The following is a 22,078-nucleotide window of genomic DNA, read 5'->3' on the forward strand; positions in this document are numbered from 1 at the left end:
AACGTCCCTATCGTCTAGAGGCCTAGGACATCGCCCTTTCACGGCGGTAACCGGGGTTCGAATCCCCGTAGGGACGCCATCTCTTGATCTTATCCGATCAACACTTATTCATAATTACTATTATTTCATTGCAGATTTGCAGTTTTTCACTACAATAGCCCGCTTCATTCCTGAACTTATTAACGCTTATGCACTCATCTCCGAATGATGCTTCGCATCAGGGCAATTCTGCGCCTTTAAAACGCGCTATGAGTACTCGACATCTGGTTATGATTTCGCTTGGTGGCGCAATCGGGACTGGCCTATTTTTAGGATCGGGTGAAGTCATTGCACAAACGGGGCCTGTAGGTGCCATTATTTCTTATTTCCTCGGCGGGATCATTGCATATATGGTCATGCTGTGTTTAGGGGAACTTGCTGTTCATATGCCTGAGTCTGGCTCATTTGGCGCCTATGCCAAACGCTATATCGGACCAGGTACAGGTTATACCATCACATGGCTGTACTGGCTAACGTGGTCAGTCACGCTAGGAACCGAGTTTACAGCTGCCGCACTGCTCATGCAGGAGTGGTTTCCAGATAGTTCAATGTGGATGTGGACTCTAATTTTTGGTGCATTTGTATTTAGTTTAAATATGATTTCGACCAAATGGTTCGCTGAATCTGAGTTTTGGTTGGCTTTAGTCAAAGTTATCACCGTTGTTATTTTTATTTTATTGGGTCTACTCGCTATTTTTGGCGTGATTGGCTACAGAGGCTATGAAGCTGCGCCTTTATTTAGCAACTTAACAGCTCAGGGTTGGTTCCCAGAAGGCTTGTTCCCTATCTTTACCACCATGTTGATCGTGAACTTTGCATTTTCTGGTACAGAGCTGATTGGTGTTGCTGCGGGTGAAACCAAAGATCCTGCTAAGAATGTACCCAAAGCCATCAATACTGCGATTTTCCGCTTATTGATTTTCTTTGTGGGTACCATATTGGTCGTGACTTCACTCCTTCCGCATCAAGAGGCAGGTTTAGCGGCTGAAGGCGTGAGTAGTAGTCCATTTGTAACCGTATTCCAACACATTGGCATTCCTTATGCTGAAGATATCATTCGTTTTGTGATTATCACTGCGTTGCTATCTGCTGCGAACTCGGGACTATTTGCCGCTTCGCGTATGATGTGGTCGTTGTCTTACCAAAAACAGTTGCCAGCAGTCTTCTCAAAAATCAATGCACGTGGTGTCCCTTATGTGGCAGTCATCGTGACCATGATTGGGGGGATGCCGGGTTTACTGTCTGAACAGTTTGCACCTGAAGCCATTTTTACAAACCTTTTAGGTATTGCAGCGTTTACCATGGTCGTCGTTTGGATGAGTATTTGCTTAAGCCAATTTAACTTCCGTCGCCAATGGTATAAACAAGGACGTAAAAAAGAAGAATTAGGTTTTGCAGCACCCCTGTTCCCTATTGTGCCAATCCTTGGCTTTATCTTCTGTTTTATCACCTGCGTCAGTATGGTGTTTGATCCAAGTATGCGTATTAGCTTCTTTGGTTGTTTACTGTTTATTGCAGTATGTTATGCAAGTTATTACACCTTTTATCACAAGAAATCTTAATCCTTACTGTTAAAAAGAGCGACTTCGGTCGCTCTTTTTTTTATACTGTTTTTATCGAGTACATCATCGGTGCATGCCTGATGAATATTGTATGGATTCATGGGATGAATCAGCAGCACAAGACTGCGCGTACCCTGCTTCAACATTGGCTTATGATCTTACAACAGGTACTGAGCGAACTTGGCCGTGCAAATGACCTTCGCTATCTTCAGCGGCACAGTCGGCTGGCCTTTTACGGAGATCTTCTAACACGTCAGCATTTAGAAAACACCCTCAATGCCAGCACCCTCATGCCACAACATTGGTCTCCTTTTTCTTTTTTACATCCTATTCACCTGACGCACACCGCTGCACCCAATATCGAACATCAAGCTGAAATTTCTAAAAACCCCCAGCTCACCATTTCAGATGAACTCTCATTCAATAATAAAATTAAATACATCAGCCTCCTCAGCAAAGATCTGGCCTTACGCGACTTAGCTAGTTTAATCAACCACTTCCCAGAGCTGCATAGTAGCTTTATTCATCGTTTTTTGATGGAAGCGTATCTATATTTATCCAATCCACACTTCATCCACACCGTGCATACGCGTCTGCATGAGCACTTACACGGTACGAAACCCAATATTGTGATTGCCCACTCTTTAGGCAGCGTGATTGCCTATAATTATTTAATTCGACACCCTGAACTTAAGATTCAAGCACTAATTACCCTCGGTTCACCACTTGCTTTTCGCGTTATCCAGTGCCATTTACAGCAACCTATTCAACGGCCTGCAGCTTTATGTGGCGATTGGATCAATTTTTATTCAGATGCTGATTTTCTGAGTGCTTTTCCACTGAACCAAAAACCGTTTGCTTTTACTCCCGCCATTATCAACAAGCAAATCACCACCGATCTTGCTCATCCTCATCTGATCGAAGGCTATTTACGCCATCCCGAGTTCATCAACAACTTGCTTAAGTTGCTTAAAAAATCGGCTTAAATCATATGATTTTTAATCATTTTATCTAGATTGTTTTAAATTTATGCACTCAACACTTAAAACTAGAATTATTTAGAGAAAAGCGTTTGACACCCCTCTATTTTCGCCCTAATATACGCCCACCTCTGAAACGTCCCTATCGTCTAGAGGCCTAGGACATTGCCCTTTCACGGCGGTAACCGGGGTTCGAATCCCCGTAGGGACGCCAATTTCAGAAGTAAAGTTTTATTAAGTCCCTATCGTCTAGAGGCCTAGGACATCGCCCTTTCACGGCGGTAACCGGGGTTCGAATCCCCGTAGGGACGCCATTACTTAAGATCAAAAGTAATTGGTTTTAAAACATCACTTCTGTACTGTCCCTATCGTCTAGAGGCCTAGGACATCGCCCTTTCACGGCGGTAACCGGGGTTCGAATCCCCGTAGGGACGCCATATTCGAGATTGATTCTTTCTAAAGTCATCTCACAAAAAAGCCCAAGCATTATGACTTGGGCTTTTTTATTGCTTGTCTATTTACGATCAACTTCAATTAAAGCGGTCGAGGCAAAAATAGCCTGTGGCGCAATCACAGTTTCATTCAAGGGAATGTTTTTCCCATATCGCTGTTGCATGAGTTGCTTGACTTCAGGCGAACTTAAATTAAATTGCTTCAGTTTGGATAACGGCGCCAACTCAATGCCTAAAGCATCATGATAGGCCTTCCAGACTATTTCTGAGCAATATAAAGCACGATTGTCCCACTCAAAATAAAGATCATAAGGCTGGCCTAAGTATTGTTCTGCGTTCTTGATCAAGTGCTGCTTTTGCTGAACAGTCAAATTCGTTTTAAAGCGCTTCACCACATAATGCCGTTCAACCCCGCGATCAATCCACTGCTGAAGTGCAGTATATTTCACAGGCTGAACCGCCTCTAAAACCCATGATTTTCCATTTTTATGAACAATTAAACCCATATGGCTATAACGGGACTTGGTCGCTTTTTGTATCCCTAAACTTTGCTGAGACTTCGAAACATGAAAAATAATATCGCCCGTTTGATAGGACATATTCGCCCATAGCAGCTGAGGACTTACCAACAGTAAAACAGCACTTAAAATCGCAACATTTCTATTTTTCATCCTAGATTTCCTTTATTCTTCTTTTATAGATACGATCAATCACTTAAAACTAAAAATATTTATGATCTTACATCATCTTCAAAACTCGCGTTCACAACGTATTCTTTGGCTACTTGAGGAACTTGAGCTATCTTATGAACTCAAGCTGTATGATGCAACACAAGCTAGACAAACGAATCTGAAATTTCCAACGCTCGACATTCCACATTATACTCAGACGATACGACTTACGGAAAGCAGCGCAATCGTAGAATACTTATGCCAACTGTGCCAGAAGTTGATTATTCCTCATAAGCATACACAGTATTGGAACTTCTGTTTTTATAGCCATTATAGCGATGCCAGTCTCATGCCCAATTTGGCATTGAAACAAGTTTTCCAACACATTAAACAACAAACACCTTTGCTTGTACGTTTTGTGAGTTTGGCCTTTCAAAGCGCGTTCAATCGTGCTTATTTAAACCCTGAGCTACATCGGCAACTTAAAGAAATTGATACCCACTTAAGCACGCATTCATACTTTGCAGGCGATGTGTTTAGTTATGTGGATATCTTGATGTGGTTTCCAATCTATGCGGCCAGTTATGCCACTCCGCAGTTTGCCCAGTATCAGTCTATTCAACACTATTTCACCCAAAAACAAAGCAGACCTGCCTTTAATGCTGCAATGGCACGTGGGCAATGGTCTGCTTCTTATTTTGAACACTATTGGTCTATCACACAGTGAGGCTATGCTTAAGCTGACTTTCTAGAGTTGACTTGCCCCTTAATCACGGCTTTCACATTGCCTTTTAAATAATTAAAAAACACTTTGAGCGGTGACAGTTTCGGATTTGGTTGTTTACCTTCTGCGATATCCTTAAATTGTGCGGCATACCAGATCACTTCCATAATCGCCATTTTATCAATCATCGAAATACCTGTTTTGATCTTATCGACTGCATAACGTACATCTTGCCCTGCAATTAAACGATTGGTCACGTCGGGTTCTACCGCAAATGGACGCGCCATCCCAATAAAATCACACGCGCCACTCGCTAAGGCTGCGTTCATACCCGCAGCAGTACGAAAACCGCCTGTCACCATCAGCTTACACTGGACTTGTTCACGAATTTTTTCAGCAAACTCTAAAAAGTAAGCCTCACGTGCAATGGTCGACGCTTTACGTTTTTCTTGCTTCACCCCTGCCATCGCAGGTGCTTCATAGCTGCCCCCTGAAATTTCAATCAAATCAATCCCAGCCGCATCAATAGCTTTAAATGTCGCAATGACATCTTCTTCACTAATCCCGCCACGCTGAAAATCTGCTGAATTAAGTTTGACAGAAATAATAAACTGATCCGAGGTCGCTGCACGTACCGCTTTATAAATTTCCAATAAAAAACGCATGCGGTTTTCAGCAGAGCCACCCCATTGATCTTGGCGTTTATTGGTCAACGGCGATAAAAACTGACTGATAAGATAACCATGCGCACCATGTAATTGCACGCCTTCAAAACCCGCTTTTTCACAGATGGCGGCTGAAGTTGCAAAACGTTGGATAATATCAAGGATTTCATCTTCACGAAGCGCTCGCGGCGTTCCGAAGCTCATTGCTAAAGCAGGGCTAAACGGTACTGCTGAAGGTGCAACCGTTTCCTTATTTAAACCCTTAGGACATTGACGGCCCGGATGTGACAACTGCACCAATTGCACCATGCCATGTTTTTTACCAATCGCAGCCCATTGTTTTAGTGGTTCTAAGTCACGTTCGGTTTCAATCACCACCACGCCTGGTTCATTTTTAGCTCGGAAGTCCACCATCACATTACCTGTAATGGCACAGCCTAGGCCTCCTTTTGCCCAAGCCTCATACAAGCCTAAGTGCAAATGATTCGGCTGGCCAGCATGATTGGCCAGTGCTTCACTCATTGCCCCTTTAATCATCTTATTTTTAAAATGGACCTGCCCAATGTCGATTGCGCTTGCAAGCTGGCTCATGAAAATTCATCCTTTAATATTTTTTAGTGTTTTTACTCTATGTGTTTTTTGGCTACAGTCAAGAGAATTTGACAATTCATTTTGTCAAAATTTCTGATCTTTTATTTAGAAAATGATTTTACTGATACTGACTGGCTTGAATCAATTGACGCGTATAGTCAGACTGCGGTTGCTCAAAAAGTTGTTCAGTGGCTTGCAATTCCACTACTTTGGCATGTCGCAAAACCAAAACCTGTTGGCAGAGTGCACGTACCACTTGTAAGTCATGGCCAATAAACAAATAGCTGATACCCTGCTCGTGTTGTAGACGGCGTAATAACGCCACAATCGAACGCTGCGTACTTCGGTCTAAGGCCGAAGTTGGTTCATCTAAAATCAATAGTTTAGGTTGAAGCACCAAGGCTCGTGCCAAAGCCACACGCTGCCTTTGCCCACCAGATAGCTCATGTGGATAATAGCTTTTAAATGCGACTGGCAACTCCACCTGAGTTAAGACATTCTCAATACGCTGTGTTCGCTCAAACAAAGACAAAGGCTTTAAAGTCAAACCTTCTGCAATGATCTGTTCAACACTCATGCGTGGGTTCAAACTTGCGAACGGGTCTTGAAACACGATTTGAAAATCACGACGTAGCGGACGCAATGCCTTTTGCGAGAGTTGGTTTAAATCATGTTCTCCAAACTGGATCTTTCCTCGACTTTCAATCAGCCTTGCTACGGCCAGTGCCAAAGAACTTTTGCCTGCACCACTTTCCCCAACAATTCCCAAAGAATGCCCTTGAGCCAAGCTCAAGTCCAAAGCTTCAACCGCAGCAAGATACTGTGTCGTGCGATTAAACCAGCCTTTTTTAATCGGAAATTTAACCTCAAGTTGTTTTAAGCGGAGCAAAGATGCTGCATCTTGTACGTTAATGGCTTGACCAAAAGAATGATTGAGTAGGTTTTGAGTATAAGTAGACTGCGACTGCTCAAAAATCTGCGCAACCTCTCCTTGCTCTACAACCTTACCTTGATGGATGACCACGACATCATCAGCATAGTGTTTCACCAAGTTGAGGTCATGGCTAATCAAAATCATGGCCATGTTATGGCGCTGTTGTAAAGACTTCAGCAAGTCTAAAATTTGAACTTGCAGCATGACGTCTAGTGCTGTGGTGGGTTCATCTGCAATCAAAATATCAGGCTCTTGCACCAGTGCCATGGCAATCATGACCCGCTGACGCTGCCCGCCAGACAACTCATAAGGAAAACGCTGTAACACACTTTCAGGATTTGGAATACCCACATCCTCTAGCAAGGTAATTACTCGTTGTCGCGCTTGAGCTTTCGACCAACCCTGTGACCATAAAGTCTCGGCAATGATCTTTTCCACCCGATGCAAAGAATTTAAAGCGGTCATTGGCTCTTGAAAAACCATCGCGATTTTTTGCCCACGAATCGGCCTAAGTTGCGCATCGCTCAGCTTTAAGAGATTTTTTCTGTCTAATAATAGTGAGCCTTGCACTTGTAAATCTTTCGGCAATAAACCCATCAAGGCTAAAGCACTGACCGATTTTCCTGAACCGCTCTCTCCAACCAGCGCCAAAGTCTGCCCAGCACGTAGTTCAAAACTGAGCTGATCGACTAATACCCGTTCTGAACTGTGAATGCTCAGGGCATTCACTTCAAGTATCGGAGCTGTTCTATTGGCGTCTAGGGTCAAATGCATCGCGCAAAGCCTCCCCGATATACATCAGCAACGCAAGCACAATAGCCAAGCTAAAAAAGCCAGACAGAGCTAACCATGGTGCATTTAAATTATTCTTGCCTTGTAACAAAAGCTCACCTAATGATGCCGCATCAGGCGGTAGGCCATAGCCCAAGAAATCCAGTGCGGTTAGCGCTGTAATATTGGCTGTTAAGATAAAAGGCAGTTGTGACAGACTCGAGCTGATTGCGTTAGGTAAAATATGCCGAAAAATAATAGCTCGGTTGGTGACACCTAAACTTCGCGCAGCACGGACATAGTCCAACTGGCGGGCCCTTAAAAACTCAGCACGTACCAGTGGAACTAAAATCGTCCAACTAAATAACAGCATGATTAAAAATAACCAGTAGATATTTGGGCTGAACATGCTGACTAAAATCATCACCATGAATAGCATGGGTAGCCCACCCCACACTTCTAAAATACGCTGTCCGATTAAATCGACCCAACCACCGTAATAACCTTGTAGTGCACCAATCACAATGCCCAGTACAGCTGAGCTGAAAGTCAAAACAAAACCGAACAACAATGAGACACGTAAGCCATATAATATTCGTGCCAAAACATCACGACCTTGGTCATCTGTCCCGAGCCAATTTTGCATCGTGGGTGGTGACGGTACAGGGACAGTCAAATCTACATTGGGAGTTTGATATGAATATTGGATCAACGGCCAAACAACCCAACCTTTTGCTTGAATCAGCTGTTGTACCACTGGATCTTTATATTCAGTTTCAGTTTCGAACACACCGCCAAAAGTCGTTTCAGGATGGTGTTTCAATACAGGGAAATACAAAGCATGATCATACTTAACCAACAGCGGCTTATCATTCGCGATCAATTCTGCAGCTAAAGACAGTACAAAAATACAAAGAAATAAAATACAACAACTAAGACCAAGCTTATTTTGCTTAAATCGCTTGAAACCTGCCTGTAAAATAGGTGACATCAGCCTCTCCCTTGCGAATCAAAATGAATTCGCGGATCAATCAACTGATACAACACATCGCCAATCAGACGCAGCAGCAAGCCCAACAAAGTAAAAATGAACAATGTGCCAAAAATCACAGGATAGTCTCGTTGCACAATCGCCTCAAAGCCCAATAGGCCTAAACCATCCAGATTAAATATGATCTCTATAAATAAATTGCCCACAAAGAAGTAAGCGATTAAAGCTTCAGGTAAGCCTGCCACCACAATTAATATCGCATTACGAAACACATGACCATACAACACTTGAGACTCAGTCAGGCCTTTAGACCGTGCCGTCAGCACATAAGGCTTGCTGAGCTCTTCCATAAACGAATACTTGGTGAGATAAGTCACTGTAGCAAAACCACCAATCACCATCGCTAAAAGCGGTAAAGCCATATGCCAGAAATAATCTTTAATTTTGCCCCATAGTGACAAGTCCGCAAAATTCTCCGAAACCAAACCTTGTAAGGGGAACCATTGGAAGTAAGATCCGCCTGCAAAAAAGACAATCAAGAGAATTGCAAAAATAAACGCAGGAACCGCATAAGCCACTGCCAACAGGAGCGATGTAGACTGATCAAACACTGTGCCGTGGAATCGGGCTTTTTTAATGCCCAAAGGAATCGAAATCAGATAAATCAGCAAAGCACTCCACAGCCCCAAGGACAGCGATACAGGTAATTTATCCTTAATCAATGCTGTAACGGGCTGGTCTTTAAAAAAGCTCGTGCCGAAGTCCAGTTGCGCGTAATTTTTCACCATTTCAAAGAAGCGTATATGCATGGGCTGATCAAAACCATAATGTGCTTTGATCTTTGCGAGCATTTCATCACTTAGTCCTTGCGCGCCTTGGTAGACATTTGAGCCTCCACCTGCACCGCCCAAATTACCCAAAGTTTGCATAGCTTCCGCTTGTTGAATGGCTTGCTCAACAGGCCCACCAGGTGCAATTTGGATCACAGCAAAATTGATCAGCAAAATCAGAAATAAGGTCGGAACGATCAGCAACAGCCTTTTGAATATATACATACGCATCTCAAAACCCCCTATGCCAGCTTATGGCTTGGCTGCCTGACCTAAGTACTGACTCACCTTTTTCGCCTGTTTGGCATCACTCCACCAATAATCCAAACCGACATGCAACTGTGGACTCCGTGCTGGTTTTTGATACATGTTCCAATAGGCATACCATTGATCCGCTTTACCATAGGTCGGTATTTGATAATAACCTGCACGCAACAAGCGATCTAAAATACGCGTTTGCACGACCACTTGCTTACGATCAGGCGCTTGAATCAACTGTTGAATCATCTGATCAATCACCGGATTTTGAATACCCGAATAATTATAATTTCCCACCTGATGGGCTGAAGCACTGCCCCACAGTTGCACCTGTTCTTTACCCGGTGTCAAAGACTGCGGCATCGTTTGTAGGGTCATATCAAAATCTTGAGTACGCATCCGCTCATAGTACTGCGGTGTATCAACCTGTCGAATGTTCAGCTGTATTCCTAGGCGCTTTAGATGGCGAACAAAAGGCGTAATTTCACGTACAGCATCACTCGGCTGAATCAGAAATTCAAACTGAATCGGCTTATTTTTCCGATCCAACAATTGCCCTTTGGCATTATATCTATAGCCGTTTTTTAATAAAATCTGTCGTGCGATAAGCAAATTATTTCGATTATAGCCCGATCCATCTGAAGCTGAATAACGCCAGTTCTTTAAAACGCCATCTCGCTGTACGGGATGCAATTTCGCCAAATAAGGCTTTAAGATTTTGATTTCAGCAGCCGAAGGCACACCCTTCGCCTCTAGTTCACTATTAGAAAAATAACTTTGCAAGCGTTGATATTGCCCATAGAACATCGCTTTGTTTTGCCACTCAAAGTCGTAGGCATAAGTTAAAGCTTGGCGAAAATAAATATCTTGAAAGGGCTGACGACGGGTATTAAACACAAAACTTTGCGTCGGTATCGGATTGAAATGCTTAAAGCGATATTTTTTAACGAGACCTTGTTTTACTGCAGGAAAATTATAAGCAGTCACCCATTGTCGTGCGGACTCTTCCTCATGCAAGGTATATAAACCCGCCTTAAATGCAGTAAAAGCAATATCTTTGCTACGATAATACACATAACTCACGCGGTTAAAATTATAGCGCCCTTGGTTGGCCTTTAAATCTCTGGCCCAATACTTTGGATTACGTTTATAAACAACCCTCTGCCCTGCATTGATTTTCTCTAAGAGATAAGGGCCTGATCCTAAAATCGGTTTGATCGAAGTTTTACTAAAATCTTTGCCTTGCCAGTCTTTTTTGGAATAAATTGGCATTCTGGCCACAATCAAAGGCATTTCCACATTATTCCGGGTTTTAAAATGCATTTTGACGCTGTATTTGGACAACACTTCTGTCTTGGCTAAATCTGACAAATACATCTGTAAGCCAAAATTGGATTTGCTTTGAAAGATATCAAAACTGAACTTTACATCGGCTGCGGTAACAAGACTGCCATCACTAAACCGTGCGTTAGGGTTTAAATGAAAAATGATAGCGTTAAAATTTTTCGGGTCATAGCTGACCTTTTCTGCCAGCAACGGATACATCACCGCAGGCTCATCCAAAGAACTACTCATAAGTGAGTCAAATAAATAGTTGGTTCCCTCAACCGCAGTACCGCGACCATTCATGCTGTTTAAGTTATCAAAACTCCCAATGACTGCACGTGTTAATTCGCCACCCTTCGGTGCCTGCACATTGGCATAAGGCAGATGATCCAATTGGCTGTATTTCGGCGTACCATAAGGTGCAATAAAAGGCATGGTCTGCAGTGCAGACCATGCCTTTAAAGGAATCGTTACAAGGCTGAACAGCAAGAGTGTTGTTCTAACCGTCATCGAAGCTTTCTCTGAAATTGCATTTCAACTCAATATTAGTTCGGCACCTTAATTACATCGCCAATGCGCAACTGCGTATTCGGTTTAATGTCATTGAGCTCAGCCAATTGCGAAGTGTCCATACCATAACGACTTGCCAGTCCAATTAAGGTATCGCCACGTTTTACTGTGTACTGCGTAATCAGTTTCGGGATTTGAATGGTCTGCCCAACTTGTAAGCCTGCACGTGCACTCAGGTTATTTAAACTAGCAAGCTCTGACACCGACATCCCAGCACGGCTTGCAATTGAGTTTAACGACTCGCCTGACTTCACTTTATAAGCTTCAGTTGCTCGACCTGAAGTTGCTTGTGATTTTGCTGCCACAGTTTCTGTTTTGACTGGAGCTGAATCAACATCACCTTCAATTTTCAAACGCTGACCGACACGAACATTCGCCGTCCGACTCAGGTTGTTCAATTCAGCCAAATAGTTCAGTTGCAAATGATATTTACGTGCAATGCTATTTAGGGTTTCACCCGATTTCACAACGTGAATATCGGTTGAGTTATTACTTGCAGTGGTTTGTTTTTCGACTGTTTTCGGCGTTTCAACAGCAGGCACTTCACCGGTTAATTTGAGTTTTTGACCTGCACGTAAGCCTGCTGTACGACTCATGTTGTTGAGGTCAGCAATATAATCCATACCCAAATTATATTTCGAAGCAATCGCAGTTAACGAATCTCCTGACTGAACGGTATAAGTATCTGGCACAGTTGAACCCGCAGGGATCTTAATACTTTGACCCACTTGTAAACCGCTATTGGTTGACAGATTATTGAGATCAGCCAACTCCGACAAGCTCATCTTCGACTGTGATGCAATGCTATATAATGTGTCACCACGTTGTACTTTATAACTTTCAACTTTGAACTGTGGCTCAGCTTTGACTGGAAATGCTTTGGCACTACTTGTCGTTAAGCTTTTGACATCATTGAGTGGCACATTAATTTTTTGTCCCACCAACAGGTTGCTGCCCGCATTTAAACCTGGTGTTAAATCTGCCAATTCTTGATTTGACAGCGCATAGCGGTCTGCAATCAGTTTCAGATATTCGCCACGTTTCACCGTATACGACTGGGTTGCCACTTTGGTTGGGCTGCTAGTTTTTTCATCGTTGGATTTAGTACGGGATTGAGCTGTTTCTTTTAAAGAAAGCTTTTGCCCCACACGTACACCACTCGTTACGCTTAAACCGTTATAATCAGCCAACTGTTTTAAGCTTAAACCGAACTCATCCGCGATACCGGTTAAGGTATCATTGGCACGAACAGTATAACTCTCAGGTTTAGTCTCAGCTTTCACGGTAGAACGTACTTCTACTTTTTCAGCTTGTGGCTTTGCATCATATAAATAAATCGATGTACCGACATAAAGTGTGGCATTGGCATCCATTTGGTTCCACTTCGCCACATCACGCCAGTTCACCCCATTTTTGGCAGCAATCAGCGCCAAAGTATCACCCGGTTGTACGGTATAAGTTGAACGTTTACCTTTTGGCGGAACAATTACAATTTCAGAGTCAGTCTTAACAAAATTTTTGCCTTGATTACGCTTCACTTCATCTGAATCTAAACGAGTATTGTCAGCCACAGATTTTGGATAAGCAAAACCTTTGGTTAACTCTTTACCTTGCAGCTCTGCCACAGACTGACTGGTTTGAATTGCGGTGAGCTTAATTTTACCATCTAAAGGATCCACAATTTCTGTGCCTTGAGGGGCCAAAGCTTGAATTTCAGCTACCACTTCAGCTTGCTCTGCTTTCGTCGCAACTGGTTTCAGAACTTCATCGACAGTTTTGCTTTGACCTTCAGCTTGAATTGCCGCGGTTAACTGCTCACGTTCTGCTACTGAAATTAGTGGTTCAACGGAAACTGGTTTCACTGGGGTCGCTGGCGTCACCGCAACTGGAATACGCGGCGCACTTGGAATATCGCTATTGGCAGCAAAAGCAGCCAGTGCATTAGAACCCTTAGGCGTTGAACCACGAGGCGGCGTAGAGATAGCTGCACCGCTTGACGACGTAACCACAGATGAAGTGGTAGGCTTTCCTGTTGTGGTTTTTGTGGTTGTCGTCGCTAAAACAGGTGGTGTAGTTTTCGACGGTGTGATCGCTTTGGTATTTAACCTCGGTGATTCAATTTTGCTTGGTTGAATCGTTTGGTTATTTTCAGGCAGTTTGGTATTTGCAGATGCCCACAAGCCGCCTGAACCACCCTGTAATTTTTTCAAACGTACATCCACTGAAGGGCTCAAATCCGCAGGAATTAAAATCCGCATTGGACTTGCACCATCAATCCATTCACCACGGTGTCCCGGATTTAACTGATACAGCTCGGCACGACTTAAACCGGTAATCGACGCAACTTCATTTAGACTCACCGCGCCCACAGTGACTTCTCTAAAGTGCGGACGATTGGCAATCGGCGGTAAATTGATGTTATAGGCATTTGGATTTTTAATGATCTGCGCAACCGCCAAGAAACGTGGCACATAGTTCATGGTTTCTTCAGGCAGTTTTAATGACCAATAGTCCGTCGGCAAACCTGCGGCTTTATTACGGTTAATCGCTTGTTGAATACGGCCCGGACCTGCATTATAAGCTGCTAGGGCAAGTTCCCACGAACCGAACTGGTTATATAAACTGCCCAAGAACTCATACGCAGCCCGTGTTGACTCCACCACATCACGGCGTCCGTCATATTGGCTACTTTGTTTTAAGCCATAAATACGTCCCGTACTTGGAATAAACTGCCATAAGCCGGCAGCCGCAGCACTACTGGTTGCAGCAGGATCGTACGAACTTTCAATCACAGGCAGAAGAGCCAGCTCTGTTGGTAATCCGCGACGCTCGGCTTCTTTAACGGTGTGATACAAATAACGTGAAGCACGTGCACTTAAACGATCCAAATACGGTTGACGTGAAATGAACCACCCGCGCTGTGCATCAATACGCGGATTCCAATGATCGCTGTTCATTTTAAAGCCCACGGTCATACGCTTCCAAACGTCACCGTGCTTTAACACCAACAGGCGATCCCCTTCCACCGCACGCATGTCGGTTGCAGAAAGTAAATCTTCTAAAGAATCTAGACTATTTGCGTCTAAGTAGTTTGATCCGACTTGTTTGGATTTAGATGTTTGCGTTGCACTTTGCGTCGAGGAGCAACCAGCCAGTCCAAGTGTCGCGAGAGCTGAACCGAGTACTGTAATTTTAAATAATGTCGGTAACATCGGTTGGCCAAAAATGGCAGCTGACTTATACATAAGAAAATCCAAACAACTCGTATAAAATTTATTTTTTAGATCTGCCATTGTAGTAAAGCACGCCGCAGACACAAGGCGTTAATTTAACTTGAAATCAGTATAAATGTTACAAGAAATTAAAAAAGCTGCATCTTATACACTTCTCTAGTGCATTTGCGTTATACAATGGTGCCCGCTTAGTTTTAATTTTCAGTTTACGGAAGTTGTGTATGTCACAAACAATTACCCTGTATGTCGATGGTGCTTGTCGTGGAAACCCTGGTCTTGGGGGATGGGGCGCCTACATTATTACAGAAACTGAAGAACATAAACTGTGTGGCGGTGAAGACAACACCACCAATAACCGTATGGAACTCACCGCGGCCATTGAAGGCATTCTTTTTTGCCCAACCGATGCAAAGTTGGTTGTCTGGACAGATTCAACCTATGTCAAACGCGGCATTACCGAGTGGATTACGGGTTGGAAAAAGAAAAACTGGAAAGATGTTAAAAACCCAGATTTGTGGAAAAAACTCGATGCAGCCTGCCAAGGCCGTGATATCGACTGGCACTGGGTTAAAGGCCATGCAGGTCATGAAGGTAACGAAATGGCAGATCAATTGGCAAACCTTGGTGCCGATCAAACACAGGCTCAACTTCGTCAGTCTAAAACAGCGACAACAGAACCGTCTGTAGATAAAAAAAAAGTTGAACCAGACTGGTTGTTAAACGACCCTTTTGGTTTAGGTTTCGATGACGAAGAAGCCGATGACAGCGAAGATTTAGCCGAAAGTGAAATACACGTTACAGAACAAGAGCCAAGTTTAGTCGCTGAACCAGAACTTGCTACAACAACTCAGTGTTCTATTGAACAAACGCCTGAAGTTGTGGCAAGTGTGGATTTAACACAACTCAAACAACATCCACAAATTGTGATTACTCCACGTAAGGTTGAGGTCTTTGGACCTCGACAGCTCATCCTCGATACAGAGACCACCGGTTTTTATTATCAAGATGGCGATCGCATTATTGAAGTTGGTGCGATTGAAATGGTGAACCGGAAGCTCACAGGCAGCTCTATTCATATCTACATCAACCCGAAAAAACCTGTGGGCGATTCTGAAAATGTCCACGGGATCTCTGATGACTTTTTAAAAGATAAACCGCTGTATCAAGAGATTGCTGACACTTTATTTGCCTATCTCAAAGGTGCGGAAATCATTGCGCATAATGCAAGCTTCGATATGAACTTCTTAGACATGGAGTTCAAGCGTGCAGGATTTGTTGCACTTTCTGAAGTTTGTGCAGTGACAGATACCCTCGCGATGGCAAAATCTAAGCATCCGGGGCAAAAAAACTCACTCGATGCCTTAGTTCGCCGTTACGAAATTCCACAGCGTGACCGTACCTTCCACGGGGCCTTACTGGATGCTGAAATTCTAGCCGACGTTTACTTGGCTATGACAGGTGGTCAGGTTTCCTTTGATATGGATGCCCTGTCACATAGTGAACAACAAAATGGGCAAAGTCAGCGTCAAACACTGGATATTGAACTGGCGGTAATTCACCCTTCAGCCGAAGAACTTGAAGCACATGAGACTTGGGTCAAACAATACCAAGAAAAACATGGCACACCCTGCCTTTTTGCCAAATAAATTCTAAAGTTTTTGTTAACTTTTGTATTACAAGATTTTTCAGTTAGGCTATAGTGATAAACAAGTTGCTATGCCTTCTTTGGGCCGCATATAAACACGATAAAACACTAGGATAGGTGCAGATCAATGTCTTACCAAACCTCTATTCATTTTGATCCAACGGCGCTGCTGATAATAAAAAATGAAGTGGATAACTCCATTAAGCTGGTTGAATCAGCTGTGAGCACCTTAGCGGAAGATCAGACTTTACCTTTTGGAATTGACGATGCATTAAACCAATTTGAGCAATGTGCTCAAGTGCTTGCATTGATTGATATGTCGAGCTTAGCCAAAATTGCTGAATATTCCGCAGAGCTTATGCGCAAGATCATGGGGAATCCTGCACAGATTAATACGCAAGATGTGATTGCACTCAGCGAAGGCACGACCATGCTGAAGCGCTATATTGAATTCATTTGTTTAAGAGAAGTGAAAATTCCACAGTTTTTACTCGACACCTTAAACCGTCTTGAAATTGCATTAGCAAAGCCTTTAACGCAAGAAGGTCAGCACATCGAGTCCTTACTAGACTGTATCACCCCAGATTTCAGCCTCCCTCAAGCACCAAGTCTTGAAAAATCTCAATATGTTCACCGCCTGTACAAGCTGTCTTTAAGTCAAATGTTGAAACAAGAAGAAAGCGAACTTGATTTACAAGCAATGAAATTGGTGGGCACTTATTTAGCGGGTCTAGCAGAACAAACGCCGAGTAAACAATATTGGAACTTGGTCTATGTTGCACTCAATCAAATTGAACAATTGCTCATTAATGAACCACGTTTACGCACTCTGATTAGCATCGAACGTAACATTGCACAGTTCTTTACTGCGCCTGAACGTTTCAAAGCCAGCCTCACCGATCTTGCCAACATTCTCAGCTTATGTATCAGCCAAGAAGACGAAGTGTCTCAACACATCCGTGGCAAACTCAATATTGGCGACGACCTACTCACAGATACGCAGCTGCAAGTTTTCAGTCGTCATCTGTATGGCCCAGATTTCGACACGATGCATACCATTAGTGATTTGGTAACCACCGAAATGTCGCAAATCCGCAATGACATTGAGTACAACTACCAAAACATGACCCCTGAAAAGACCCAAGAGCTCCAAGCAAAACTGGTCGATTTGGCGAACATTTTCAAAGTATTGAACTTAAATGAAGCGCATAATGACTTAAACCGTCAAGCAGCATCACTTAGTCAAGCAGATATGCTGAAAGATGAAGGTTTTGCGCAGCAGTTGATGAACGTGATCTTGTCGGCAATGAACTCGATTGGCGTGTTAGAACGTCACCATACTTCAAGCCGCCTACAGCTTCGTGTGAACAACATGAATATTTCACTAGACCGTTTAGATGAAGCCCATGCTGCTTTATTGACTGAGACTAAAACGTCTATTGACTTAAGTAGTCAAGCGTTGGCGCAATATCAGCAAGAACAAGATTTAACTGCTCTTGAGAATACTCCTGCACAACTACGTGAAGTTGCTGGCGCAATGCTGTTCTTAGGCGCTGAAAATGGTCAAACTGCTCTGAATCTTTCAGCAGATTTTGTGCAACAACAAATCACGGCTGAAACTGCGCTCACTGCCGCTCAGGTGAATCATGTACTTGATGCTCTCGCAAGTGCAGATATGCTGATTGATAACTTAAAAAACAAACAGCCTGTATTACACAGTATGTTTGATGTAGCATTGAACAGTAGCCAAAAACTAAAGACTGTTGCCTAATGTCAGAACTTTCACTTGCTTATATTTTCCACCAACAACAATTGTTGGTGGACCATAACTTTCAATTGCCTCGTGTAGAAAAGCTAGCAAGTGATTTAAGTTTTCACTCGGATGATCAAGTGATTGCCCGAGACCTGCTAGACAATGAGCCGATTCCTGATGGCTTAGAACTCATCCCAATTCGCCAGTTGCTTCCACTCTGGAGCACCAAACAATTCGAACAGGCCAGCCGAGCTATTCAACTGTTAGAATGGCGTCGCAATCATAAATTTTGTAGTCATTGCGGCCACGCCACAGAAGCGCATGCCAGCGAATATGCCATGATCTGCCCTGCCTGCGGTTATCATCAGTATCCACGAGTACAACCCTGTGTTATCACCGTCATTACACGAGGTGAAGATGAAATTCTGTTGGCAAAAAATGCGCGTAATACCCGTAGCAATATGTATGGGTTGATTGCAGGCTTTGTTGAAGTCGGTGAAACCTTAGAAGAAGCGGTACGCCGCGAAACCTTGGAAGAAGTCGGCATTCAAGTTAAAAATATTCAATACTTGGCGAGTCAGCCTTGGCCTTTTCCAAGTAACTTAATGATTGCGTTTAAAGCAGAATACGCATCGGGTGAGCTTTGCTTACAAGAAGAAGAAATCAGCGATGCCCAGTTCTTTAAGTTTGATCAATTGCCTGAAATTCCGTTCAAAGGCAGTATTGCACATGCCATGATCATGCATGCGACAGAAGGCACAACGGTCGCAGATGATACACGTGAGTGGCTGTAAGCTCACTCACCATCGCTACAACAAATACACTTTAAAACCTAATTAGTGCTTAAGCGCATCCTCGAGCGCCTGCATAATTTTTTGCTTGGTCGTGAAGTAACGACTAAACAAACTCGATACCGAACCAATCATTGAAATATGACCAATGCGTGGCACCGTCCAAAGTTGACTGTAGTTGCCTTTTTCTTTCAATCTACGATCCAAATCAACAGCATTGCTTAACCCAACAACATCATCATTCTCAGCAACCAACAGATAATGTTTAACCCTATTCGACTCGACGAAATAATATGGCATCACTTCTTGATAAGGTCTGTTCTGATCAAAAGCATCCGCACAAATTGGATCACCTTTATAGTCAAAATGATAAGGGCCTGCCAAACCAATAATAGCAGTAATTTGACTGCGGCATTGTATTTCATATGGCTTCGGATGATAGAGCGCAGACATCACATTAAACGCGCCCGCAGAATGCCCCATCAACACCACTTTTTCCGTTGAAATTTGATATTTAAGCTGATGTACATTGAGATAATTTAAAGCCAAGCTGAGATCATCAATAGAGGCAGGAAAAATATGCTCAGGCGCCAAGTGGTAGTTAATTACAGCCACATCAAAGCCTTCTTTTGCAAAGGCTTCTCCAATAAAACGATAATCTTTTTTATCGCCATGCATCCATGCGCCGCCATGCACAAATACGATCAGAGGTCGGTGTTCACGCGGTGTTTGTGTACGAAACAAATCTAAACGATGTCGCGCGCGTAGCCCATAGGCCACATTTTCTTGGACCGAATAACCCTTACGCGGTGTTAAACGGTTTAAGGCATAACTACCGACATCATAAATACGAAAGTCACGATAGAGTAATCTTGCATACTCTACCGAACGATTCAGTCTTTGAACAAAAGGCTGAAGCTTATTGAACATTATTTGGCTCAACTTGGTCTGGGTCTATCGCAACAGGCGTTTGCTCTGTCGGTGTTGAATTAATCATTGGTGATGCAAATGCACTGGTCGTTTGCGTCTGTTGCTCTATATTATCCACCAATGTGATAATTTTAGTCACATTCCCCACTTGCTGTAACACTTGGTTTAAATCGGTAATTTCAGCACCATTTAAACGTCCCATCACATATAACACGCCATCTTCGGTGTGAATACGCACTTTCGCATCTGAAACAACAGCAGCTTTCATGATCAAGCCACGTGTATTTGCTGTAACTGAGGTGTCTTGCATGATGGTGCTATAACTAATTTGGTTTCCAACTGTAATGTAGTTATGCACGGTTTTGACATCCGACATCGCACGTACATTGTCTTCAGCCAATTGACGTAAGTGTTGATCGGGTACTTGTCCTGTTAATAAGACATTGCCATGAAAACTTTCGATATTGACACGTGACTGTTTAAAACGACTGTCCAATTTATATAAGTTAATTTTTGCAGTACGCTCAATTGAAGAGTCAATAAAGACCTGCCCTAATGAACGTGCACCGCTTTCTGTTCCTACAGCGGCTGTTCCTGTCCCACCCGAAATGAAACTTGCACATCCAGATAAACTTGCGACGCATAATACGGTCATTGCAATACGATTGAACACTCAGCAAGACTCCTCAACTTTTCAAACTATTTTAATTCAGCATTTCAGCTTTGATTTTGTTCAAAGATTAATAAAGTCTTGATCAAAAGTAAAAGCATTTTCTATCCATTGCTGATCATAAGTGAATTTTGAAAAATCTTGCTGTATGGTTTTTGCAATTTCTTTAAAAAAATCAAAACAAATCACATCAAAGCGGCAATAATATTGCTGGAAATGTGGATGATCTTGTAAAAATAACATGGCCGTTTTTGCTATTTTGCGTTGTTTTGAATAGGAAATTGTTTCAATAGCCTGCGCAAAACGCGTTTTTGAGCGTGCTTTGACCTCAACAAAAACCAATTCCTGCCCTTTTTGTACAATCAGATCAATTTCACCAAAGCGCGAGTGATAATTGGACTGCACATGAACATAACCCTGTTCTTCTAGCACAGTCAAAGCTTGTTGCTCTGCCCATTGTCCCAGTTTCATCTCTTTATCTTCCCTACTTCGTTTTTATTTTTTTAATCATCACATTTCGAAAAACTAAATATCGATCAAAAATCTCACGTCTTGATGTTTAAAACCACTGCTGTGAGTCTCTCGAACCAAACAATTCATTTCATTCTACGTTTTAAAGCCTTTTTGGCGTTTAGATTTCAATCGAATGTCTTCCCGACTCCTGCAAATCCATCGCCGACAATATTCTAACTCACGCCACGACGGACAATTCAGGTAGAATGCTTATCGTGGTATCGGTTGAATGCATCAAAGCACTCAAGCCAACCTATTATTTTATTATTTTGCAGCGCGGAGAAAACCCATGAGTGCCCAGTTATTTGTAGTCGCAACCCCTATTGGGCACTTAGATGACATGACTTACCGCGCAATTGATGTACTAAAATCAGTCAAAATCATTGCTGCTGAGGATACACGAACTTCAACACAATTACTGAAACACTTTAATATTCAAACACCTCTCACCGCATGCCACGATCATAACGAAAGCAACAAAATTGACACCCTTATTCAGCGTTTGTTGAAAGGTGAAGATATGGCGCTTATCAGTGATGCAGGAACGCCTCTTATCAGTGATCCAGGTTTTAAATTGGTTCGTGCGGCACAAGAGCATAATATCCGCGTAATCCCTGTACCGGGCGCATGTGCTGCCATTGCAGCTTTAAGCTCAGTGGGCTTACCAAGTGATCGTTTCAGCTTTGAAGGTTTTTTGTCTTCTAAACAAACCCAACGACTGGCAAGTTTGGAAAAGCTCAAAGACGAAACGCAAACCCTTATTTTTTATGAAGCACCACATCGTATTTTAGACAGTGTCAGTGACATGGCTAAAGTCTTTGGTGCTGACCGCCCTGTCGGTTTTGCCCGTGAAATTACCAAAACCTTTGAAACCATCAAGAAGATGACATTAGGTGAGTTGGTTGAATTTATTGCAAACGATCATCATCAACAAAAAGGTGAGATTGTATTGGTTGTTGGTGGCGCGACCACTGAAAAAGATATGGCACAAGAAAAACTCGACCAGCTTTTAACGCGTCTCTTACAAGATTTGTCAGTGAAAGCTGCATCACAGTTAGCGGCTGATTTGACAGGTATTAAAAAGAAAATTGCATACCAACGCGCTTTAGAACTAACGCAAGATCAGGCTGAATAGGCTTCAATAGCTTAGAATAAAAGTACTGTTTTTATTGTGAATGA

The 22,078-nt window shown here is 42.9% G+C and carries 17 protein-coding genes and 4 tRNA genes; 11 read left to right on the top strand and 10 right to left on the bottom strand.

The features are described from left to right. Positions 1-3 precede the first annotated feature (3 nt). The 6 genes from ACFN7Z_RS11120 (at position 4) to ACFN7Z_RS11145 (ending at position 3,018) form a co-directional block, all read left to right on the top strand. A tRNA-Glu gene (locus ACFN7Z_RS11120) sits at positions 4-79 on the top strand. 109 nt (positions 80-188) lie between these two features. Continuing rightward, positions 189-1,601, top strand: a complete 1,413-nt coding sequence (locus tag ACFN7Z_RS11125) for an amino acid permease (protein ID WP_058952081.1) — start codon at positions 189-191, stop codon at positions 1,599-1,601. A gap of 80 nt (positions 1,602-1,681) precedes the next feature. Then, entirely contained in the window at positions 1,682-2,587 is a 906-nt protein-coding gene (locus ACFN7Z_RS11130; protein ID WP_058952526.1) for an alpha/beta hydrolase, read from the top strand. A gap of 132 nt (positions 2,588-2,719) precedes the next feature. After that, positions 2,720-2,795, top strand: a tRNA-Glu gene (locus ACFN7Z_RS11135). Between the two features lie 24 nt (positions 2,796-2,819). After that, positions 2,820-2,895: transfer RNA gene (locus ACFN7Z_RS11140), tRNA-Glu, on the top strand. A 47-nt stretch (positions 2,896-2,942) separates the two neighbouring features. Next, positions 2,943-3,018, top strand: a tRNA-Glu gene (locus ACFN7Z_RS11145). Positions 3,019-3,095: 77 nt separating this feature from the next. Here ACFN7Z_RS11145 and ACFN7Z_RS11150 read toward each other — a convergent pair. Next, a complete protein-coding gene (locus ACFN7Z_RS11150; RefSeq protein WP_010326364.1) occupies positions 3,096-3,704 on the bottom strand; it encodes a YiiX family permuted papain-like enzyme in 609 nt (202 codons plus the stop codon). A gap of 61 nt (positions 3,705-3,765) precedes the next feature. Between ACFN7Z_RS11150 and ACFN7Z_RS11155 the strand changes: the two genes are divergently transcribed. Further along, complete coding sequence (locus ACFN7Z_RS11155; RefSeq protein WP_010326363.1) at positions 3,766-4,431, top strand: glutathione binding-like protein; 666 nt, start codon at positions 3,766-3,768, stop codon at positions 4,429-4,431. 8 nt (positions 4,432-4,439) lie between these two features. Here the strand turns inward: ACFN7Z_RS11155 and ACFN7Z_RS11160 are convergent, their stop codons facing one another. The 6 genes from ACFN7Z_RS11160 to ACFN7Z_RS11185 all read right to left on the bottom strand — a co-directional run bounded on the left by ACFN7Z_RS11160 (position 4,440) and on the right by ACFN7Z_RS11185 (position 14,609). Further along, positions 4,440-5,684 carry an NADH:flavin oxidoreductase/NADH oxidase family protein gene (locus tag ACFN7Z_RS11160; protein ID WP_010326362.1) on the bottom strand — a complete coding sequence of 415 codons (1,245 nt, stop codon included), beginning with the start codon at positions 5,682-5,684 and terminating at the stop codon, positions 4,440-4,442. 118 nt (positions 5,685-5,802) lie between these two features. Then, positions 5,803-7,392, bottom strand: a complete 1,590-nt coding sequence (locus ACFN7Z_RS11165) for an ABC transporter ATP-binding protein (protein WP_010326361.1) — start codon at positions 7,390-7,392, stop codon at positions 5,803-5,805. Next, complete coding sequence (locus ACFN7Z_RS11170) at positions 7,367-8,380, bottom strand: ABC transporter permease (protein WP_010326360.1); 1,014 nt, start codon at positions 8,378-8,380, stop codon at positions 7,367-7,369. Before ACFN7Z_RS11170 ends, ACFN7Z_RS11165 begins: the two co-directional genes overlap by 26 nt. Beyond that, on the bottom strand, positions 8,380-9,441 hold the full coding sequence (yejB, locus tag ACFN7Z_RS11175) for a microcin C ABC transporter permease YejB (RefSeq protein WP_058952083.1): 1,062 nt from the start codon (positions 9,439-9,441) through the stop codon (positions 8,380-8,382). The genes ACFN7Z_RS11170 and yejB overlap by 1 nt, the downstream gene beginning before the upstream one ends. Before the next feature lie 21 nt (positions 9,442-9,462). Then, positions 9,463-11,304: an extracellular solute-binding protein gene (locus ACFN7Z_RS11180; protein WP_010326358.1), complete on the bottom strand. Its 1,842-nt coding sequence runs from the start codon at positions 11,302-11,304 to the stop codon at positions 9,463-9,465. 35 nt (positions 11,305-11,339) lie between these two features. Continuing rightward, positions 11,340-14,609 (bottom strand): LysM peptidoglycan-binding domain-containing protein, encoded by a 3,270-nt coding sequence (locus ACFN7Z_RS11185; RefSeq protein WP_010326357.1) that lies wholly within the window; start codon positions 14,607-14,609, stop codon positions 11,340-11,342. A gap of 209 nt (positions 14,610-14,818) precedes the next feature. Between ACFN7Z_RS11185 and dnaQ the strand changes: the two genes are divergently transcribed. The 3 genes from dnaQ (at position 14,819) to nudC (ending at position 18,789) form a co-directional block, all read left to right on the top strand. Then, a complete protein-coding gene (gene dnaQ, locus ACFN7Z_RS11190) occupies positions 14,819-16,243 on the top strand; it encodes a DNA polymerase III subunit epsilon (protein ID WP_010326356.1) in 1,425 nt (474 codons plus the stop codon). A 126-nt stretch (positions 16,244-16,369) separates the two neighbouring features. Continuing rightward, positions 16,370-18,013, top strand: a complete 1,644-nt coding sequence (locus ACFN7Z_RS11195; protein ID WP_010326355.1) for a hypothetical protein — start codon at positions 16,370-16,372, stop codon at positions 18,011-18,013. Further along, positions 18,013-18,789: an NAD(+) diphosphatase gene (gene nudC / locus ACFN7Z_RS11200; RefSeq protein WP_010326354.1), complete on the top strand. Its 777-nt coding sequence runs from the start codon at positions 18,013-18,015 to the stop codon at positions 18,787-18,789. The genes ACFN7Z_RS11195 and nudC overlap by 1 nt, the downstream gene beginning before the upstream one ends. Before the next feature lie 42 nt (positions 18,790-18,831). Here the strand turns inward: nudC and ACFN7Z_RS11205 are convergent, their stop codons facing one another. Genes ACFN7Z_RS11205 through ACFN7Z_RS11215 form a run of 3 tightly spaced genes read right to left on the bottom strand, consistent with a single transcriptional unit; the run spans position 18,832 to position 20,857 of the window. Beyond that, positions 18,832-19,716, bottom strand: a complete 885-nt coding sequence (locus tag ACFN7Z_RS11205; RefSeq protein WP_010326353.1) for an alpha/beta hydrolase — start codon at positions 19,714-19,716, stop codon at positions 18,832-18,834. Continuing rightward, positions 19,706-20,389 carry a BON domain-containing protein gene (locus tag ACFN7Z_RS11210; protein WP_010326352.1) on the bottom strand — a complete coding sequence of 228 codons (684 nt, stop codon included), beginning with the start codon at positions 20,387-20,389 and terminating at the stop codon, positions 19,706-19,708. The genes ACFN7Z_RS11205 and ACFN7Z_RS11210 overlap by 11 nt, the downstream gene beginning before the upstream one ends. A 60-nt stretch (positions 20,390-20,449) precedes the next feature. Next, a complete protein-coding gene (locus tag ACFN7Z_RS11215; protein WP_005399780.1) occupies positions 20,450-20,857 on the bottom strand; it encodes a YraN family protein in 408 nt (135 codons plus the stop codon). Between the two features lie 331 nt (positions 20,858-21,188). On the opposite strand from ACFN7Z_RS11215, the gene rsmI reads away from it, so the two are divergent. Further along, positions 21,189-22,034, top strand: coding sequence for a 16S rRNA (cytidine(1402)-2'-O)-methyltransferase (gene rsmI / locus ACFN7Z_RS11220; RefSeq protein ID WP_010326351.1), 846 nt, complete (start codon positions 21,189-21,191; stop codon positions 22,032-22,034). Positions 22,035-22,078 lie beyond the last annotated feature (44 nt).

It is taken from the genome of Acinetobacter sp. P1332 (genome assembly GCF_044057475.1).
GTDB classification, from domain to species: Bacteria; Pseudomonadota; Gammaproteobacteria; order Pseudomonadales; family Moraxellaceae; genus Acinetobacter; species Acinetobacter johnsonii.

Bases quoted from the DNA above. Each gene is read 5' to 3' on its own strand.
- ACFN7Z_RS11125 (WP_058952081.1), top strand. From the start codon at position 189: ATGCACTCATCTCCGAATGATGCTTCGCATCAGGGCAATTCTGCGCCT.
- ACFN7Z_RS11130 (WP_058952526.1), top strand. From the start codon at position 1,682: ATGAATATTGTATGGATTCATGGGATGAATCAGCAGCACAAGACTGCG.
- ACFN7Z_RS11150 (WP_010326364.1), bottom strand. From the start codon at position 3,704: ATGAAAAATAGAAATGTTGCGATTTTAAGTGCTGTTTTACTGTTGGTA.
- ACFN7Z_RS11155 (WP_010326363.1), top strand. From the start codon at position 3,766: ATGATCTTACATCATCTTCAAAACTCGCGTTCACAACGTATTCTTTGG.
- ACFN7Z_RS11160 (WP_010326362.1), bottom strand. From the start codon at position 5,684: ATGAGCCAGCTTGCAAGCGCAATCGACATTGGGCAGGTCCATTTTAAA.
- ACFN7Z_RS11165 (WP_010326361.1), bottom strand. From the start codon at position 7,392: ATGCATTTGACCCTAGACGCCAATAGAACAGCTCCGATACTTGAAGTG.
- ACFN7Z_RS11170 (WP_010326360.1), bottom strand. From the start codon at position 8,380: ATGTCACCTATTTTACAGGCAGGTTTCAAGCGATTTAAGCAAAATAAG.
- yejB (WP_058952083.1), bottom strand. From the start codon at position 9,441: ATGCGTATGTATATATTCAAAAGGCTGTTGCTGATCGTTCCGACCTTA.
- ACFN7Z_RS11180 (WP_010326358.1), bottom strand. From the start codon at position 11,304: ATGACGGTTAGAACAACACTCTTGCTGTTCAGCCTTGTAACGATTCCT.
- ACFN7Z_RS11185 (WP_010326357.1), bottom strand. From the start codon at position 14,609: ATGTATAAGTCAGCTGCCATTTTTGGCCAACCGATGTTACCGACATTA.
- dnaQ (WP_010326356.1), top strand. From the start codon at position 14,819: ATGTCACAAACAATTACCCTGTATGTCGATGGTGCTTGTCGTGGAAAC.
- ACFN7Z_RS11195 (WP_010326355.1), top strand. From the start codon at position 16,370: ATGTCTTACCAAACCTCTATTCATTTTGATCCAACGGCGCTGCTGATA.
- nudC (WP_010326354.1), top strand. From the start codon at position 18,013: ATGTCAGAACTTTCACTTGCTTATATTTTCCACCAACAACAATTGTTG.
- ACFN7Z_RS11205 (WP_010326353.1), bottom strand. From the start codon at position 19,716: ATGTTCAATAAGCTTCAGCCTTTTGTTCAAAGACTGAATCGTTCGGTA.
- ACFN7Z_RS11215 (WP_005399780.1), bottom strand. From the start codon at position 20,857: ATGAAACTGGGACAATGGGCAGAGCAACAAGCTTTGACTGTGCTAGAA.
- rsmI (WP_010326351.1), top strand. From the start codon at position 21,189: ATGAGTGCCCAGTTATTTGTAGTCGCAACCCCTATTGGGCACTTAGAT.